Here is a 15,706-nt window from a genome sequence, read left to right on the forward strand (position 1 = left end):
TCCTTTCAGGTCAGATTAGATGATGACCGCTTCTTCAACAACTTCTACAAGACGGAAGCGTTTTGTAGCTGAAAGCGGACGAGTTTCCATGATACGAACGATATCGCCTTCTTTGGCAACGTTGTTTTCATCATGTGCTTTGTATTTTTTAGAATAGTTGATACGTTTACCATAGACTGGGTGGTTACGTTTAGTTTCAACTACAACTGTGATTGTTTTGTCCATTTTGTCAGACACAACGCGTCCAACAAGAACTTTACGATTATTGCGTTCCATTGAAATTCTCCTTCCCTAGTCTATTATTTAGCTTCTGATTGAACAGTTTTGATACGAGCGATTTGTTTTTTCACTTCTTTCAAACGTCCAGTTTGTTCCAATTGACCAGCAGCTGCTTGGAAACGAAGTTCAAACAATTCTTTCTTCAATTCATTTTCACGCTTCGCGAGTTCTTCTTGAGAAAGACCACGAAGTTCTTTAACAAATTCTTTTACTTCTGTAAGTTTCATGACCTCTCCTTATTTTGCTTCACGTTTTACGAATTTACATTTAACTGGCAATTTGTGGCTTGCAAGACGAAGCGCTTCGCGAGCGATCTCTTCAGATACACCAGCAACTTCAAACATTACTTTACCACGTTTAACTGGTGCTACCCAACCTTCAGGTGCCCCTTTACCAGATCCCATACGTACCCCGATAGCTTTAGCGGTGTATGATTTGTGTGGGAAGATCTTGATCCAAACCTTACCACCACGTTTCATGTAACGAGTCATGGCAATACGAGCAGCTTCGATTTGGCGGTTAGTGATCCAGTGGCTAGTTGTAGCCTGAAGACCGTATTCACCGAATGATACTTCTTTTCCACCTTTTGCTTCACCGCGCATTTTACCACGGAATTCGCGACGGTGTTTTACACGTTTAGGTACTAACATTGGTTATTTACCTCCTTTAGCGTCTTTACGAGCTGGAAGAACTTCACCACGGTAGATCCATACTTTAACACCAAGTTTACCGTAAGTTGTATCTGCTTCTTCCCAAGCGTAATCGATGTCTGCGCGAAGTGTGTGGAGTGGAACTGTACCCTCAGAGTATCCTTCAGCACGGGCGATATCTGCACCGTTCAAACGACCTGATACTTGAGTTTTAATTCCTTTAGCTCCAGCGCGCATAGTACGTTGGATCGCTTGTTTTTGAGCACGACGGAAAGCCACACGTTGCTCCAATTGACGAGCAATTCCTTCACCAACAAGGTGAGCATCCAAGTCAGGACGTTTGATCTCGATGATGTTGATGTGAACTTGTTTACCTGTCAATTTGTTAAGAGCTGCACGAAGTGCATCGACGTTTGCTCCACCTTTACCGATAACCATACCTGGTTTAGCAGTGTGAAGTGAAACGTTAACTTTGTTTACTGCGCGTTCGATTTCGATAGTAGAAACCGCTGCGTCAGCTAATTCTTTTTGAATAAATTTGCGGATTGCAAGATCTTCATGAAGGTAATCCGCGTATTCTTTTTCAGCATACCATTTGGCATCCCAATCACGGATGATGCCGACACGCATTCCAATTGGATGTACTTTTTGACCCACGATGTTACCTCCTTATTTTTCTGTCACAACCACTGTGATGTGGCTTGTGCGTTTGTTGATTGGTGAAGCTGAACCTTTCGCACGTGGACGGAAACGTTTCATCGTTGGTCCTTCATTTGCGAATGCTTCAGATACTACCAAGTTTGCTTTTTCCAAACCAAAGTTGTTTTCAGCGTTTGCTACTGCTGAGTTCAATACTTTCAAGATGATTTCAGCTGCTTTGTTTGGAGTGAATTTCAAGATTGCTACTGCATCGGCTACGCTTTTACCACGGATGTTGTCAAGAACAAGACGTGATTTACGAGGTGAAACACGCACTGTACGAGCCATTGCTTTAGCTGAAGTAATTTCTGCCATTTATGTTCTCCTTATTTTCTACGTGTCTTCTTGTCATCTGCAGCGTGACCTTTGTAAGTACGAGTTGGTGCAAATTCACCAAGCTTGTGACCTACCATGTCTTCTTGGATGTAAACCGGTACGTGTTTACGTCCATCATAAACTGCGATAGTGTAACCAATGAAACTTGGGAAGATCGTTGAACGACGTGACCAAGTTTTGATAACTTTTTTCTTTTCGTCATTAGCTTGAGCTTCAACTTTTTTCATCAAATGCTCATCGACGAAAGGTCCTTTTTTAAGACTGCGTCCCATTTTATTATTTTCTCCTTTAAATATAGTACCACAGCGGCTTGCGCTCCCAAGGAGCGCTACCGAGCTGGCGGATTCTCTAGCCACTTAAGCGACTAGTTTAAAATTATTTCTCGTTGCGACGACGAACGATAAGTTTGTCAGATTTCGCTTTCTTGTTACGAGTTTTAAGACCAAGAGCAGGTTTGCCCCATGGAGTTGATGGTGCTTTACGACCAACTGGTGCTTTACCTTCACCACCACCGTGTGGGTGATCGTTAGGGTTCATTACAGAACCACGAACTGTTGGGCGGATACCTTTCCAACGGCTACGTCCTGCTTTACCAAGGTTAACAAGTCCATGTTGTTCATTTCCGACAACACCAACTGTAGCACGGCAAGTACCAAGGATCATACGAACTTCACCTGATTGAAGACGAACAAGAACATATTTACCTTCAGAACCTAACACTTGAGCAGAAGCTCCAGCAGCACGTACCAATTCTCCACCACGACCTGGTTTCAACTCGATGTTGTGGATCAAAGTACCAACTGGGATGTTAGCAAGTGGAAGAGCGTTTCCGACTTTGATATCTGCTTCTGGACCTGAAACGATACGTTGACCAACTTCAAGACCTTTTGGAGCGATGATATATGCTTTTACACCGTCAGTGTAGTGTACCAAAGCGATGTTTGCAGAACGGTTTGGATCGTACTCAATTGTTTTTACAACTGCTTCAACGTTGTCTTTGTTACGTTTGAAGTCGATCAAACGGTAATGACGTTTGTGTCCACCACCTTGGTGACGAACTGTGATACGTCCGTTGTTGTTACGACCTGCTTTGCTCTTCAATGAAACAAGCAAAGATTTCTCTGGTGTGCTTGTTGTGATTTCAGCGAAATCCAAAGAAGTCATATTACGGCGACCGTTTGTTGTTGGTTTATAAACACGAATTCCCACGATATTTCCTCCTTAGATTATTCAGCTTCAGTAGCGAACAACTCGATTGCTTTTGAATCAGCTGTAAGCGTGATGATAGCTTTTTTAGTTTTTGAAGTAAAACCAGTGTAACGTCCAACACGTTTTGCTTTTGGTTTTACATTTACAGTGTTCACATTCGCAACTTTCACACCTTCAAAGGCAGCTTCAACAGCTTGTTTGATCAAAAGTTTGTGAGCGCGAGTGTCAACTTCGAATACATATTTGCCTGCTTCAAGTTGAGCCATTGACTTTTCAGTGATAACAGGTTTTTTGATAACATCATACAAATTCATTATGCAAGAACCTCCTCGATTTTAGAGATAGCTGCTTGAGTAACAAGAAGTTTGTCACTATTTGCGATGTCAAGAACACTTGCAGTTGTAGCAGTCGCAACTTTCACGTTTGGAAGGTTACGAGCTGAAAGAGCTGCGAATTCGTTTCCTTCTTCAAGAATAACAAGGACTTTAGAATCGATGCTCAAAGCTGCAAGAACTTTTGCAAATTCAGCAGTTTTTGGAGCTGTAAATTCAAGAGAATCAACGGCTACAAATTTGTTTTCAGCAACTTTTTCTGAGTAAACAGATTTAAGCGCAAGGCGACGAACTTTTTGAGGAAGTTTGTACGCATAGCTACGTGGAGTTGGTCCGAAGACGATTCCACCACCACGCCATTGTGGAGACCGGATAGAACCTTGACGAGCACGTCCAGTTCCTTTTTGACGCCATGGTTTGCGTCCACCACCTGAAACGGCAGAGCGGTTTTTAACTGCGTGAGTTCCTTGACGAAGGCTAGCACGTTGGCTGATGATTACATCAAATACAACTGCTTGGTTTGGTTCGATGCCAAAGATCGCATCGTTAAGAACAACTTCGCCCGCTTGTTTACCAGTTTGGTCGAATAATGTTACATTTGCCATTTTGACTGTATTCCCCTTTCCTTATTATTTACCAGCTTTAACTGCTGACTTGATAGTGATAAGAGATTTCTTAGCACCTGGTACGTTACCTTTGATAAGGATAACGTTCTTTTCTGGAACAACTTGTACAACTTCAAGGTTTTGAATAGTTACACGGTCGCCACCCATACGTCCTGCAAGGTTTTTACCTTTGAATACGCGGTTAGGTGCAACAGGTCCCATAGAACCTGGACGACGGTGGTAACGAGAACCGTGAGCCATAGGTCCACGTGATTGTCCGTGGCGTTTGATAACACCTTGGAAACCTTTACCTTTAGAAGTACCAGTTACATCAACAATGTCTCCAGCTTCGAAAGTATCAACTGTGATTTCAGCACCAACTTCCAAGCCTTCAACGTTTTTGAATTCACGAATGAAGCGCTTAGGAGCCGTGTTAGCTTTTGCTACATGTCCTTTAGCAGGTTTGTTGCTCAATACTTCGCGTTTGTCATCGAAACCAACTTGGATAGCGTTGTAACCATCTGTTTCAACAGTTTTAACTTGAAGAACAACGTTTGGAGTTGCTTCGATAACTGTTACAGGGATCAATTCGCCAGCTTCAGTGAAGATTTGAGTCATTCCCACTTTTTTCCCTAAGATTCCTTTTGTCATGAGAAAATAGTTCCTTTTCTATAATTTTTTATTCAAAAAGTTTTTAACGAGCGTTTTTCATGCTCAATGTATCAAGCTTTAGATTAAAGTTTGATTTCTACGTTTACACCACTTGGAAGATCCAATTTCATCAAAGCGTCAACTGTTTTTTGAGTTGGGTTGATGATATCGATCAAACGTTTGTGTGTACGCATTTCGAATTGTTCGCGAGAATCTTTGTATTTGTGAGTCGCACGAATAATTGTGTAGAGGCTACGCTCAGTTGGAAGTGGGATTGGACCCGCAACTTGTGCACCTGTACGAGTAGCTGATTCTACGATTTTTGCAGCCGCTGTGTCAAGTGTACGGTGTTCGTACGCTTTCAAACGGATGCGGATTTTTTTGTTTGCCATCTTTTTCTCCTTTTCGTCTATTTAAGATAATAGGCTAGCTCCACAAGAAAACCGACGCGCGTTGCGTGGCAATGCAACCGAGCGTGTCGCAACCTCTTGCATCAAAGCTAATAGCTGTTTTTCACAGCACCATAGTAGTTTAACACAATGAAAGCCTCAATGCAAGGAATTTGAGCAGATTTTTTTCGTTTTTTTAATGAAAGTGTTTTCGAAAGAAAAAGCGTGCTAAAAAAGTTGCCATTATATAGAAAAAAGTTCTACATTTTGTAGAACTTTTCATTCTTTTTCAATATGAAACTGATCTTGTGATGTCTTGAAAAGACTGTCTGCTTCATCTTTTTTTCCAAGGTGGTCTATAATCTTTCGTGATCCATCTTAGAAATTCCGGCCCGACTTGTTATAGCCGTATTTTTCGACGAAATGTTCCCGGAATTCTAAAAGATTGTCGTCCATAATGGCTTGACGGACCTGCTTCATGAGGTTAATCAAGAAATAGAGGTTGTGATAGCTAGTCAAGCGAATGCCGAAGGTCTCATCTGCCTTGAGGAGGTGGCGAAGATAAGCCCGGGTGTAATTCTTACAAGTGTAACAATCACACTCGTGGTCTAGCGGCGTAAAGTCTTCTGCAAATTGCGCATTTTTCACCACCAGGCGTCCTTGACTGGTCATGCAGGTACCATTTCGCGCAATCCGCGTTGGCAAGACACAGTCAAACATATCCACTCCACGAATTACCCCATCGATTAGACTGTCTGGAGCTCCCACTCCCATGAGGTAACGAGGCTTGTTCTCCGGCAAGAGAGGAGTTGTAAAATCAAGCACCGCATTCATTTCTTCATGGCTTTCTCCAACAGCTAACCCACCGATAGAATATCCTGGGAAGTCCATGCTGACCAGATCACGGGCAGACTGACGGCGCAAATCTTCAAATCCAGCCCCTTGAACAATCCCGAAAAGGCCTTGATCATGAGGACGACGGTGAGCCTTAAGACCACGCTCTGCCCAACGGCTGGTCCGTTCGATCGATTTTTTCACATAATCATAGGGTTGATAGAACTGAGGACATTCATCAAAGGACATCATGATGTCGCTTCCTAGATTATTTTGGATGGAGATGGCCTTTTCTGGAGAGAGGAACATTTTCGAGCCGTTGAGGTGGTTTTTAAAGGTTACCCCTTCTTCAGTAATATTGCGGGTATCCGCTAGTGAATAGACTTGAAAACCTCCACTGTCTGTCAAAATTGGCTGGTCCCAGTTCATGAATTGATGCAGTCCTCCTGCTTTTGCGACTAAGTCATCCCCTGGACGAAGCCAGAGATGGTAGGTGTTGGCCAAGATAATTCCTGAACCCATTTCCTTGAGCTCTTCTGGCGATTGGGTCTTAACGGTTGCCTGAGTCCCTACAGGCATAAACATTGGGGTTGGAAAGGTTCCGTGAGGGGTAATAATTTCTCCCAAGCGGGCACCTGTATGCTTTTCTTTTTTGATCAAGCGATATTGAATCGGTGAATCTGTCATGGTTACCTCCGTACTGGGAAAGACAGTCCCAGCCTTCTTATTCCTGTCACAGGTTCTCCTGTGAGCACCTGTACGATTGTACCAAATTTTACCAGCTCTGTCACGGACTTGTGTTATAATAAAGGGTACTACTACCATGAAAGAGGACATTATGAATATCAAATTGGTTCGCGCTCAAGCCCGGCAACTGCAATTGCAACACCCTATGGTCTTCTCCTACTTCGCCTTGCCAACTTTCCTGACAATTCTTGCAAGTTACATTTTGACAGGGACAGACATCACTGAAACACTTGCTCACATGGAACTCAGAGAAGGGATGCTCTTTCTTCTAAGCCGACAGATTTTCCCTGCCATCATTGGATTTATCCTTTCTTTCCTCTATTTAGGAGCCACCTTTCGCTTTTTAATGTCTGCCTCTAGCAAGGGAGAAAAGAACTTTGCTCTCTTCACCATCTTTCAGAGCCAATATTTTACACCAGCATTTTTGACGCTATTCATTAAGCAAGTTATCCTATCTTTGTGGGGGAGTCTCCTCTATGGGAGTCAGCTCCTCTTAACAGTGGTCAGCTATCAAGTTCTCACTATCAATGAATCCCTCTCCTCTACCTCTCCCCTTAGAGCGGATACTCCAGAAGTTCAAGCGATTCTCAAGTTAGCGCCAACAATGACAACTGGGCTCTTAATGGCTCTGGTTGGCCTCCTGCTCTTCCTCCCTTTTTATTATCAGTATAGTTTGGTCGAGTTGATCCTGTATAGTCGACTGATGACAGGAACCTATGACGGTCCCATGTCTATCCTCCGTCAAAGCAAGGAAGAGATGAAAGGTTTTAAGAGCCACCGCTTTGTTCTTGATTTGAGTCTGATCGGTTGGCAACTTCTATCATTTTTCACTTTAGGAATTGCTAATTTCTATGTCAAACCTTATGCAACCAGTTGCCAAATCGTCTTTTACCATACCCTCCTTCAAAAACGGATGCAGGCGGGCAGTCGCTTTCAGCAAAAGGCGCCGGATCTACCTAAGTCTAACCCACTCGATTAACAAAGAAAACAAGAGAACCCACCTTCGATTGGAGCTATTCTCCAAAGCACTAGGTGGGTTCTTTATTCTCTATAAGGAAATCACTCCTCATTTATTTTACCCCTTGTATCATCTTCATCACTGGATGAAATAGACGAGGTTCTGAGATGGATCAAAGACTATTCTTCTCCCAAGACCAAACGAGTATGCTCACGTTTGATACAGCGGTTCATGACAATATCTTCTCGTCCAGCTCCACGAAGGATTTCTTCTGCTTCTTGATTTTCCAGCTCCAATTGAGCCCAGAAGATCTTCGCATCCGTCTCAATAAAATCACGCGCTACATCTGGCAAAAACTCACTGCGACGGTATACATCCACGATATCTACTGGGAAAGGAATTTCCTGCAAGCTGGCATACACCGTCTCCCCAAGGATCTGGCCTCCAGCTGCACGAGGATTGACGGGAATAATCCGATAGCCCCGCTCTTGCATCTCCTTACTAACACGATGGCTGGTCGTCTCTTCACGGTCAGATAGTCCGACTACAGCGATAATCTTGCTGGTTTCTAGATAATGTTTGACAATGCCATCACTAGGATTGCGAAATGAATAAGCCATTTGAATCTCCTTTTTATCTATTTCTTGCTATAACAATTTGGATAGCACTAGACGTGCTTTTCCGACCCTCAATCTTATTTAGCTTCATACCAGGTTTGCCCTTCGTTCTCATCAGCTTCCAGTGGAACCGCTAGCTCAATAGCAGATTCCATGGTCTCTTTGACCAACTGCTTGATCTTGGCCAACTCTTCTTTTGGTACCTGCAGAACGATTTCATCGTGGACCTGAAGAAGCATCTTGGTCTTGTATGCTCCTGCTTCTAGCGCTTGGTCCAAGTGGATCATGGCAATTTTCAAGATGTCTGCTGCCGATCCTTGGATCGGTGAGTTGATAGCCGTCCGCTCCGCAAAGCCTCGAACATTGAAGTTACGAGAATTGATATCTGGAATCTCCCGACGACGCTTGAAGAGAGTCTCCACATAGCCTTTGTCACGCGCTTCCCGCACCACTCTCTCCATATAGTCCTTGATGCCAGGGTAGCGTTCGAAGTAAGTCTCAATGTAGGCCTTGGCTTCTTTTCGGCTGATCCCTAGGTTGTTAGACAGTCCAAAGTCGGAAATCCCATAAACCACACCGAAGTTTACTGCTTTTGCATTGCGACGGTCATTCGGCGTCACATCTTCTGGTTTTTCAATATTGAAGACCCGCATAGCAGTCGATGTATGGATATCTGCCCCATGCTGAAAGGCATCAATCAAATGCTCATCTCCCGAAATATGGGCCAAGACGCGCAATTCAATCTGTGAATAGTCCGAACTGAGCAAGACACTGTTTTCCTCTTCTGGGACAAAGGCCTTGCGAATAAGACGGCCTTGTTCCAAACGGACAGGGATGTTTTGCAGATTGGGATCCACGCTGGACAAACGGCCTGTCTGCGTCAAATCCTGCACATAGCGGGTATGGATCTTCCCATCTTCCAAAATCCAGTCTTGAAGACCGATGACATAGGTCGATTGGATCTTGGCAATTTGGCGGTATTCAAGAATCTTAGATACAATCGGTGCAATTGGAGCTAGGCGTTCCAAGACATCGACGGCTGTTGAATAGCCGGTTTTGGTCTTCTTCGTATATTCAAGAGGGAGTTCCAATTTTTCAAAGAGAATGACCCCCAATTGTTTTGGAGAATTGATGTTAAACTCTTCTCCTGCAAGCTCATAGATTTCTTGAGTTAAGCGTTCCAAGACCACCTCGTTTTCCACCTGCATATCTTCTAGGGTCTGGCGCTCTACCTTGATCCCCGCGATTTCCATCTTGGCCAATACAGCTGCTAGTGGTTGCTCCATATCATAGAGCAAATCTAGCTGGTCATGGGCTTGCAACTGCTCCATCATAGGCTCTTCTGTATCCAGTAGAACAGCGACTTTTCGTGCCAAATGCTCTAATAGGACCGCCTTTTCTGGGATAGCTTTTTTGGCTCCCTTGCCATAAACGACTTCGTCCAGCGGTAGCGCAATCTGACTATAGAGACTCGCAATGGTTGAAATTTCATTGTCCTCTACGGTCGACAAGAGATACTTGGCCAATCGACTATCAAAAGCCGGCTTTTGAAGGGTAATACCCAAGTGGCTGAGCAAGACCTTAGCCCGCTTAAAGTCATAGACCTTGAGGGGCGTTTTTTCGAGAAATTCTTTGAAAATCGGTGTTTGTAAAAGAGCAGTATCTGTACTTGCGTAGAGCTGACCTTTTGTCCCCCATGCAAAGCCGATAATGGGTTCCGTATGGTAGTTGTCCCCAAAAATCTCGAAATGGAAGAAACTATCTTCCGTAAGCATATCTGGAGTGACTTGCTCGACTTCTGTATAGTCAATGGCTACAGGAGCCGCCTCTTCTCCACTGAGATCCAAGGCCTGACGGAGTTGCTTGAAGCCCATCTCCTCATAAAACTTGGCGAGATTTTCTAGATGGGGGCCCGTATAGGTGATATCGTCCAGCCCAATTTCAATGGGCGCATTGGTATCGATGGTCGCAAGGGTCTTGGACAGATAGGCCTGTTCCTTGTCATTGATGAGGTTTTCCTTCATCTTAGAAGCCTTCATCTCATCGATATGCTCGTAAATGCCATCGAGAGAGCCGTATTCTAGGAGTAGTTTGATCCCAGTCTTTTCTCCGATCTTGGTGACACCCGGGATATTATCCGACTTATCTCCCATCAAGGCCTTGAGGTCAATAAACTGCTCTGGTGTCAGCCCCATCTTTTCTTTGAGATAGGCTGGAGTGAATTCTTCAAACTCTGCCACCCCTTTTTTGGAGATTTCCACCACCGTATTGTCATCCGTCAGCTGGATCAAATCCTTGTCCCCAGAGACAATGGTGACTTCAAAGGGTACTGAGGTCGCTTCTGCCATCTTATCAAGCGTTCCAATAATATCATCCGCCTCATACTGGGCCAGCTCATAATGGCGGATTCCCAAATGATCCAGTTGCTCACGAATGAAAGGAAACTGCTCACGGAACTCATCTGGTGTTTTTGCCCGGCCTCCTTTGTAGTCGGCATACATCTCCGTCCGAAAAGTCGTCTTGCCTGCATCAAAAGCAACGAGGACATGGGTCGGCTGGATGCGCTCCAAGAGATGGCTCAACATGAGATTAAAGCCATAGACCGCATTGGTATGCAGACCATTGGCATTTTTGAAGCGATCGATTTGATTATAGAGTGCGAAAAAGGCACGAAAAGCGACGGAAGACCCGTCGATGAGTAGTAATTTGTTCTTTTTTTCCATAGGCTTATTATACCACGAATCACAAGGTCTCTGGTACATAAAAACTCTACCCTTGCGGGTAGAGCCTTCTTTGGGAGTTCCTTATGAAAAAGTTTATTCGCCGTAACAAGAACCTTGTTGTGGCAATTTCTTAAAGCGTTTTGGATAATTAACTGAGATTTTCATTTTCTGTACCTCATTTCTTATTGGATGAGTACAGTATACAAGAGAAACCTAAACGATTCCTTATAGAAAGCTTCAAGAAAACTAAAAGTTGAGTGCGGAAGGCGTGGTTGGTGTTTCCTGCAGACCGGTAGCTGAAGATGGAGCCCTGTCTCATCTTGGCTCCAAGAAAGGGGCTGGCTTTCTCCAAGGAGCTCTAGCTTTTGAATGCGCGCATGAAGAATTCTCGGTTGCTTGAGATCATAGGCGAGAGACGGCAAGGTCAACTCTTCCGTCCTTCCACTTGGTTCCAGCTGGATAGCATAAAGTAAGCCATCACGCATAGTATAGCGGAAATCTTGGCTGGTATAGAGTGGCGCTTGCCCGTCTGAGAAGGAACCTTCCTGGGCCTCGGTCGGTCCGTCTGATGACACCCGCCAAGGCCGACTCTGATAAGTGGCTTCTCCATTTACCGCTAGCCAGTCCCCGATCTCCGTGAGGATGTCTTGGTCTTGCTCAGGGATCGTGCCATCTGCCTTGGGTCCAATATTAAGCAGAAGATTGCCATTTTTTGCCACAACATCAACTAAATTTTGTAGCAATTCCTTACTGGTCTTGTAGGCTAGATCCTGGGTATAACACCAAGAATTACGGGCTATCGCAGTATCCATTTGCCACGGAAAGGCTTGCGTCTCTCCGTATCCTCCCCGCTCCATCTCGACGATTCCTGAACCGAAAGGGAGGGCATCCTGTTTGTAACAAACAGCCACCTTGCGATCCTCTTGTGCTGCTAGATTGTAATAATAAGCCAAAAAGCGCATCAAGTAGGGACGGAAACTCTCATGCTGGATCCACCAGTCAAAATATAGGAGCTCTGGTTGGTAGTCCCGCACCAGTTCACAGGTTCGCAAAAGCCAATCTTCCAAGAATTCTTTGCTTGGATAAGGCTTGGAAGTCAGATCAAAATGATCCTTGGGCTCTGGCTCGGCTGGCCAATAAAGGCTGTCTCTTGGGACTTCTTGCGAAATGTCACTGACGAATTCCTTGCTATGTGAAAAGAAAAACTGGTGTTCTGCCCGGTGAGAGGACGTGCAGAAGTGCAGGCCACGTTTTTCTGCTTCCTCCCTCAGCTCCCCTAAGACATCTCGTCTCGGCCCCATTTCTAAGCTATTATAAGGCGAGAGAGTAGAGGCATACATCTGAAAACCATCGTGGTGCTCCGCAACTGGGAAAAGATACTGAGCTCCCGCTTTTTGAAAGAGATCTAGCCAAGATGCCGGATCAAATTGATCGGCTGTAAAAAGAGGAATGAGATCCTTGTAGCCAAAGATAGCCTGGTCTCCAAAATGCTCTCGATGATAGTCATAGCAAGGATTCCCTTGGATGTACATATTTCGCGAATACCATTCCGAACCAAAGGCAGGTACACTGTAGACGCCCCAGTGGATAAACATTCCAAATTTGGCATCCCGATACCAATCTGGACAGACTTGATGGCTAAGAGAGTCCCAGGTAGGTTCAAAAGGACCTGACTGGACAACTTGATCAATCTCTTCAAGGCTTATCATTCTCTTCTCCTCTTTTCTTGTTACTACCTCTATTGTAACGAGAAAGCCTCGTTTGTAAAGACAAACGAGGGGAATGTTTAAAATAGTAGACAACATCCTAAGATTAGTAGTGAGGAAATCTACGATTGGATAGAGTGCTCCCCACTTTTTCTTTATATCAAAGTAGCAGTGTCTTGTAAAGTCGTAGGTCTCAATGGTGCTAGACGTTGCTTGACAAGCTGGCAAGATCTCTGTTTTAGGTAGAATTTTACCAAAGTATGTGGAGCACTAGACATTGGGTATTGAAAACAAAATTACTATTATTCAAGACAAAAGAGGTATTGTTCTACGAGCATTATTTGGGATTGGTATGAGTAAGGCAAGTTTTAAGGTGGTAATTTTAGTCAACAGTAAGAAGATTAATCGTTACACCATTCACAATGACGCCATTGACCCCCATCGTCTGTCGGGCAACTCCAAAAACTGTTCAATTATCTTCAACTATTCTCGGCACCTTCAGACCTTTTTGAATAATATGGCTATACAAAATCTTCTGGAAGCTGAGAAGCAACTGGTCATCCTCTGAGTTCGTATTATAATAACACCTTGTTTCAATGAAGCTCTTTTAGCATGCTCTTTTATGGCTCAATAAGTAATAAAAATAAGACAGCAACATTAGAATAGCTACTGTCTTATCTCATTTTATACTTAAAGTCTTGATAGACTTGACAAATGGTAGAAGAAGGGAGGACTATTTTCGGGTTCACCTTTCTATAGTCATGGTTTCTCTTTCTCAGCCTTTCTTCTTGCGGCTAAGGAATCCGAACATGCTCAAGACAGTTGCACCAAGGAGGGCTAAGATGCCTGTACCTTGTTCACCTGTATTTGGTAGAGCTTGCTTGTTTTCAACCACTGGACTAGTGGATGGACGATCCAATGCTACTACCTTGTCAGCTGGTTTAGCAGGGTCTTCCTGTTTACCTGGGTTAACCGGTTTGACTGGGTTTACCGGATTCACTGGGTTAACTGGGTTCACCGGATTTACTGGCTTGACTGGGTTTTCTGCTACACCGTAGTAGATAAACTCATCAATTGGCTCAACAAGCACCTTACGCTCTAGTTCTTTACGTCCAGTTTCAACACCATCTGTATAGGTGATCTCTTCAACGATCAGAGCTTGACCCTTCTTACCAATTGTCACGCGACGTTCTTCACCCTTAGCAAGTGCTGGGGATTCTTTACGGATGACTTTATATGGTAATTCAAGAGTTTGTTCCACTTTCTTGGTTGTAACAACTGGTACATGTGCTTTCTTAGTGCCGACTTCGATCACTTCTTCAACTGGTTGTTTGGTGACATTTTCGCTCTTCACGACACGGTTTGTTTCAACTCCGTCTGTGTAGGTGACGGTATAGACAATAGTCTTTTCTCCCTTTTCACCTGGAGTTTTCACATTGCGTGTGCCTTCTGTTAGCTCAGCATTTTCAACTGTACGGCTGGTGAATGGCACCTCTTGCTTCTCTGTGACTTCCTTAGTCGTTACGACTGGAGCTTTCTTAGTACCCACTTCAACCACTTCTTCAACTGGTTGTTTGGTGACACTTTCGCTCTTCACGACACGACTTGTTTCAACCCCGTCTGTGTAGGTGACGGTATAGACAATGGTCTTTTCACCTTTTTCACCTGGAGTTTTCACATTACGCGTGCCTTCTGGGAGATTTGCGTTCTCTTCTTCACGTTTTGTGAATGGAATTTCTTCCTTCTCTGTGACTTCAGAAGTCGTTACAACTGGAGCTTTCTTAGTACCCACTTCAACCACTTCTTCAACTGGTTGTTTGGTGACATTTTCGCTCTTCTTCTCGCGTTTTGTTTCAACTCCGTCTGTGTAGGTTACGGTATAGACAATAGTCTTTTCACCTTTTTCACCTGGAGTTTTCACATTGCGGGTACCTTCTGGGAGAGCAGGGTTCTCTTCTTCACGTTTTGTGAATGGAATTTCTTCCGTCTCTGTCACTTCCTTAGTTGTGATCACCGCAGCTTTCTTAGTGCCGACTTCGATGACCTTATCAACCGGTTGTTTAGTAACCGTTTCGCTCTTCTTCTCGCGTTTGGTTTCGACACCATCGGTCAAGGTAATCGTGTAGACAACAGTCTTCTCACCATTTTCCCCTGGAGTCTTCACGTTACGTGTACCTTCTGGAAGGTCCGGATTGGTTACGATCTGTTCTCCATAAGGGATTGGTTCTGTAACTGTGATTTCCTGAGTGGTCACAACAGCAGCCTTCTTGGTGCCCACTTCAACCACTTCTTCAACTGGTTGCTTCGTAACGGTTTCGCTCTTCTTCTCGCGTTTCGTTTCTTTACCGTCGACATAAGTAACGGTATAGACAATGGTCTTTTCACCTTTTTGACCAGGAGTCTTAATGTTGCGTGTGCCTTCTGGAAGATCTGCATTCTTTTCCTCACGGCTGGTGAACGGAATTTCTTCCGTCTCTGTCACTTCTTTCGTCGTTTCAGTTGGGGTTGGAGGAGTTGGGGTAGTCTTACCTAAGGCAGCATTTGCTCGAGCAACCAAGGCGTTGTAACGAGCTTCTAATTTAGTAGCGGAAGCTTGACCTTCTGGACTTTTGACACCGTTTTTAACAACGGCAAGTTCAGTAGCTAGCTCATTGATGCTATCCTCTAGCAAAGCCTTCATATCCTCATCAGAAGGATCGTTCTCATAGGCTTGAATGTCACTTTCAAATTCATTCAATTTATTAGTGAAATTAACAACCAATTTCCGTTCTTCTGCATCTGGAATTTCTTCGTCTTCTCCTGGTGTTTCAGCCAAAACGGTTGGGATAAAGTTTGGGACTGTATAATGCGTCGCTACTCCCAAAGCATTTAAGGCAAGAACTGAAATCCCTAATTTAATTAACTTTTTTCTACTCATGATAATTTCCTTTAAAATTATACTAACGATACCGCAAGAAGAGGAGTAAAATAT

At 44.1% G+C, this 15,706-nt stretch carries 16 protein-coding genes and 1 pseudogene; 1 reads left to right on the forward strand and 16 read right to left on the reverse strand.

What is annotated here, in order from left to right; translation table 11 throughout:
* Positions 1–15 precede the first annotated feature (15 nt).
* The 12 genes from rpsQ to tgt all read right to left on the reverse strand — a co-directional run bounded on the left by rpsQ (position 16) and on the right by tgt (position 6,671).
* The gene (gene rpsQ / locus ACOXXR_RS08970; RefSeq protein WP_000440801.1) at positions 16–276 is read right to left on the reverse strand and encodes a 30S ribosomal protein S17; all 261 of its coding nucleotides are present in this window, start codon (positions 274–276) and stop codon (positions 16–18) included.
* A 23-nt stretch (positions 277–299) separates the two neighbouring features.
* Complete coding sequence (gene rpmC / locus ACOXXR_RS08975; protein ID WP_003002350.1) at positions 300–506, reverse strand: 50S ribosomal protein L29; 207 nt, start codon at positions 504–506, stop codon at positions 300–302.
* 9 nt (positions 507–515) lie between these two features.
* Positions 516–929 (reverse strand): 50S ribosomal protein L16, encoded by a 414-nt coding sequence (rplP, locus tag ACOXXR_RS08980; RefSeq protein ID WP_023024998.1) that lies wholly within the window; start codon positions 927–929, stop codon positions 516–518.
* Between the two features lie 3 nt (positions 930–932).
* A complete protein-coding gene (gene rpsC, locus ACOXXR_RS08985; protein WP_006595187.1) occupies positions 933–1,586 on the reverse strand; it encodes a 30S ribosomal protein S3 in 654 nt (217 codons plus the stop codon).
* A gap of 12 nt (positions 1,587–1,598) precedes the next feature.
* The gene (gene rplV, locus ACOXXR_RS08990) at positions 1,599–1,943 is read right to left on the reverse strand and encodes a 50S ribosomal protein L22 (protein ID WP_006595188.1); all 345 of its coding nucleotides are present in this window, start codon (positions 1,941–1,943) and stop codon (positions 1,599–1,601) included.
* A gap of 11 nt (positions 1,944–1,954) precedes the next feature.
* On the reverse strand, positions 1,955–2,236 hold the full coding sequence (gene rpsS / locus ACOXXR_RS08995) for a 30S ribosomal protein S19 (protein WP_000533766.1): 282 nt from the start codon (positions 2,234–2,236) through the stop codon (positions 1,955–1,957).
* A 103-nt stretch (positions 2,237–2,339) separates the two neighbouring features.
* The gene (gene rplB, locus ACOXXR_RS09000) at positions 2,340–3,173 is read right to left on the reverse strand and encodes a 50S ribosomal protein L2 (protein WP_006595189.1); all 834 of its coding nucleotides are present in this window, start codon (positions 3,171–3,173) and stop codon (positions 2,340–2,342) included.
* Positions 3,174–3,190: 17 nt separating this feature from the next.
* Positions 3,191–3,487 (reverse strand): 50S ribosomal protein L23, encoded by a 297-nt coding sequence (locus ACOXXR_RS09005; protein WP_006595190.1) that lies wholly within the window; start codon positions 3,485–3,487, stop codon positions 3,191–3,193.
* A complete protein-coding gene (gene rplD / locus ACOXXR_RS09010) occupies positions 3,487–4,110 on the reverse strand; it encodes a 50S ribosomal protein L4 (RefSeq protein ID WP_003009591.1) in 624 nt (207 codons plus the stop codon). Before rplD ends, ACOXXR_RS09005 begins: the two co-directional genes overlap by 1 nt.
* 24 nt (positions 4,111–4,134) lie before the next feature.
* Positions 4,135–4,761 (reverse strand): 50S ribosomal protein L3, encoded by a 627-nt coding sequence (gene rplC / locus ACOXXR_RS09015; RefSeq protein ID WP_003010846.1) that lies wholly within the window; start codon positions 4,759–4,761, stop codon positions 4,135–4,137.
* Positions 4,762–4,844: 83 nt separating this feature from the next.
* Complete coding sequence (gene rpsJ, locus ACOXXR_RS09020) at positions 4,845–5,153, reverse strand: 30S ribosomal protein S10 (protein WP_003009585.1); 309 nt, start codon at positions 5,151–5,153, stop codon at positions 4,845–4,847.
* Between the two features lie 375 nt (positions 5,154–5,528).
* Complete coding sequence (gene tgt, locus ACOXXR_RS09025; protein WP_023024993.1) at positions 5,529–6,671, reverse strand: tRNA guanosine(34) transglycosylase Tgt; 1,143 nt, start codon at positions 6,669–6,671, stop codon at positions 5,529–5,531.
* A gap of 151 nt (positions 6,672–6,822) precedes the next feature.
* On the opposite strand from tgt, the gene ACOXXR_RS09030 reads away from it, so the two are divergent.
* Positions 6,823–7,710 carry a DUF975 family protein gene (locus ACOXXR_RS09030; protein WP_445278453.1) on the forward strand — a complete coding sequence of 296 codons (888 nt, stop codon included), beginning with the start codon at positions 6,823–6,825 and terminating at the stop codon, positions 7,708–7,710.
* A 158-nt stretch (positions 7,711–7,868) separates the two neighbouring features.
* Here ACOXXR_RS09030 and ACOXXR_RS09035 read toward each other — a convergent pair whose 3' ends face one another.
* The 4 genes and pseudogenes from ACOXXR_RS09035 to ACOXXR_RS09050 form a co-directional block, all read right to left on the reverse strand.
* Complete coding sequence (locus ACOXXR_RS09035; RefSeq protein WP_023027522.1) at positions 7,869–8,309, reverse strand: CoA-binding protein; 441 nt, start codon at positions 8,307–8,309, stop codon at positions 7,869–7,871.
* Between the two features lie 74 nt (positions 8,310–8,383).
* A complete protein-coding gene (gene polA, locus ACOXXR_RS09040; protein WP_445278454.1) occupies positions 8,384–11,029 on the reverse strand; it encodes a DNA polymerase I in 2,646 nt (881 codons plus the stop codon).
* Between the two features lie 248 nt (positions 11,030–11,277).
* Positions 11,278–12,738: pseudogene (locus tag ACOXXR_RS09045) on the reverse strand (alpha-L-fucosidase); the annotation flags it as partial.
* Positions 12,739–13,510: 772 nt separating this feature from the next.
* The gene (locus ACOXXR_RS09050; protein WP_445278455.1) at positions 13,511–15,652 is read right to left on the reverse strand and encodes a G5 domain-containing protein; all 2,142 of its coding nucleotides are present in this window, start codon (positions 15,650–15,652) and stop codon (positions 13,511–13,513) included.
* Positions 15,653–15,706: the final 54 nt, after the last annotated feature.

It is taken from the genome of Streptococcus sp. KHUD_013, from assembly GCF_052588545.1.

Excerpts from the sequence above, each read along its gene's own strand:
- rpsQ (WP_000440801.1), bottom strand. The coding sequence starts at position 276 with ATGGAACGCAATAATCGTAAAGTTCTTGTTGGACGCGTTGTGTCTGAC.
- rpmC (WP_003002350.1), bottom strand. The coding sequence starts at position 506 with ATGAAACTTACAGAAGTAAAAGAATTTGTTAAAGAACTTCGTGGTCTT.
- rplP (WP_023024998.1), bottom strand. The coding sequence starts at position 929 with ATGTTAGTACCTAAACGTGTAAAACACCGTCGCGAATTCCGTGGTAAA.
- rplV (WP_006595188.1), bottom strand. The coding sequence starts at position 1,943 with ATGGCAGAAATTACTTCAGCTAAAGCAATGGCTCGTACAGTGCGTGTT.
- rpsS (WP_000533766.1), bottom strand. The coding sequence starts at position 2,236 with ATGGGACGCAGTCTTAAAAAAGGACCTTTCGTCGATGAGCATTTGATG.
- ACOXXR_RS09005 (WP_006595190.1), bottom strand. The coding sequence starts at position 3,487 with ATGAATTTGTATGATGTTATCAAAAAACCTGTTATCACTGAAAAGTCA.
- rplD (WP_003009591.1), bottom strand. The coding sequence starts at position 4,110 with ATGGCAAATGTAACATTATTCGACCAAACTGGTAAACAAGCGGGCGAA.
- rplC (WP_003010846.1), bottom strand. The coding sequence starts at position 4,761 with ATGACAAAAGGAATCTTAGGGAAAAAAGTGGGAATGACTCAAATCTTC.
- rpsJ (WP_003009585.1), bottom strand. The coding sequence starts at position 5,153 with ATGGCAAACAAAAAAATCCGCATCCGTTTGAAAGCGTACGAACACCGT.
- tgt (WP_023024993.1), bottom strand. The coding sequence starts at position 6,671 with ATGACAGATTCACCGATTCAATATCGCTTGATCAAAAAAGAAAAGCAT.
- ACOXXR_RS09030 (WP_445278453.1), top strand. The coding sequence starts at position 6,823 with ATGAATATCAAATTGGTTCGCGCTCAAGCCCGGCAACTGCAATTGCAA.
- ACOXXR_RS09035 (WP_023027522.1), bottom strand. The coding sequence starts at position 8,309 with ATGGCTTATTCATTTCGCAATCCTAGTGATGGCATTGTCAAACATTAT.
- polA (WP_445278454.1), bottom strand. The coding sequence starts at position 11,029 with ATGGAAAAAAAGAACAAATTACTACTCATCGACGGGTCTTCCGTCGCT.
- ACOXXR_RS09050 (WP_445278455.1), bottom strand. The coding sequence starts at position 15,652 with ATGAGTAGAAAAAAGTTAATTAAATTAGGGATTTCAGTTCTTGCCTTA.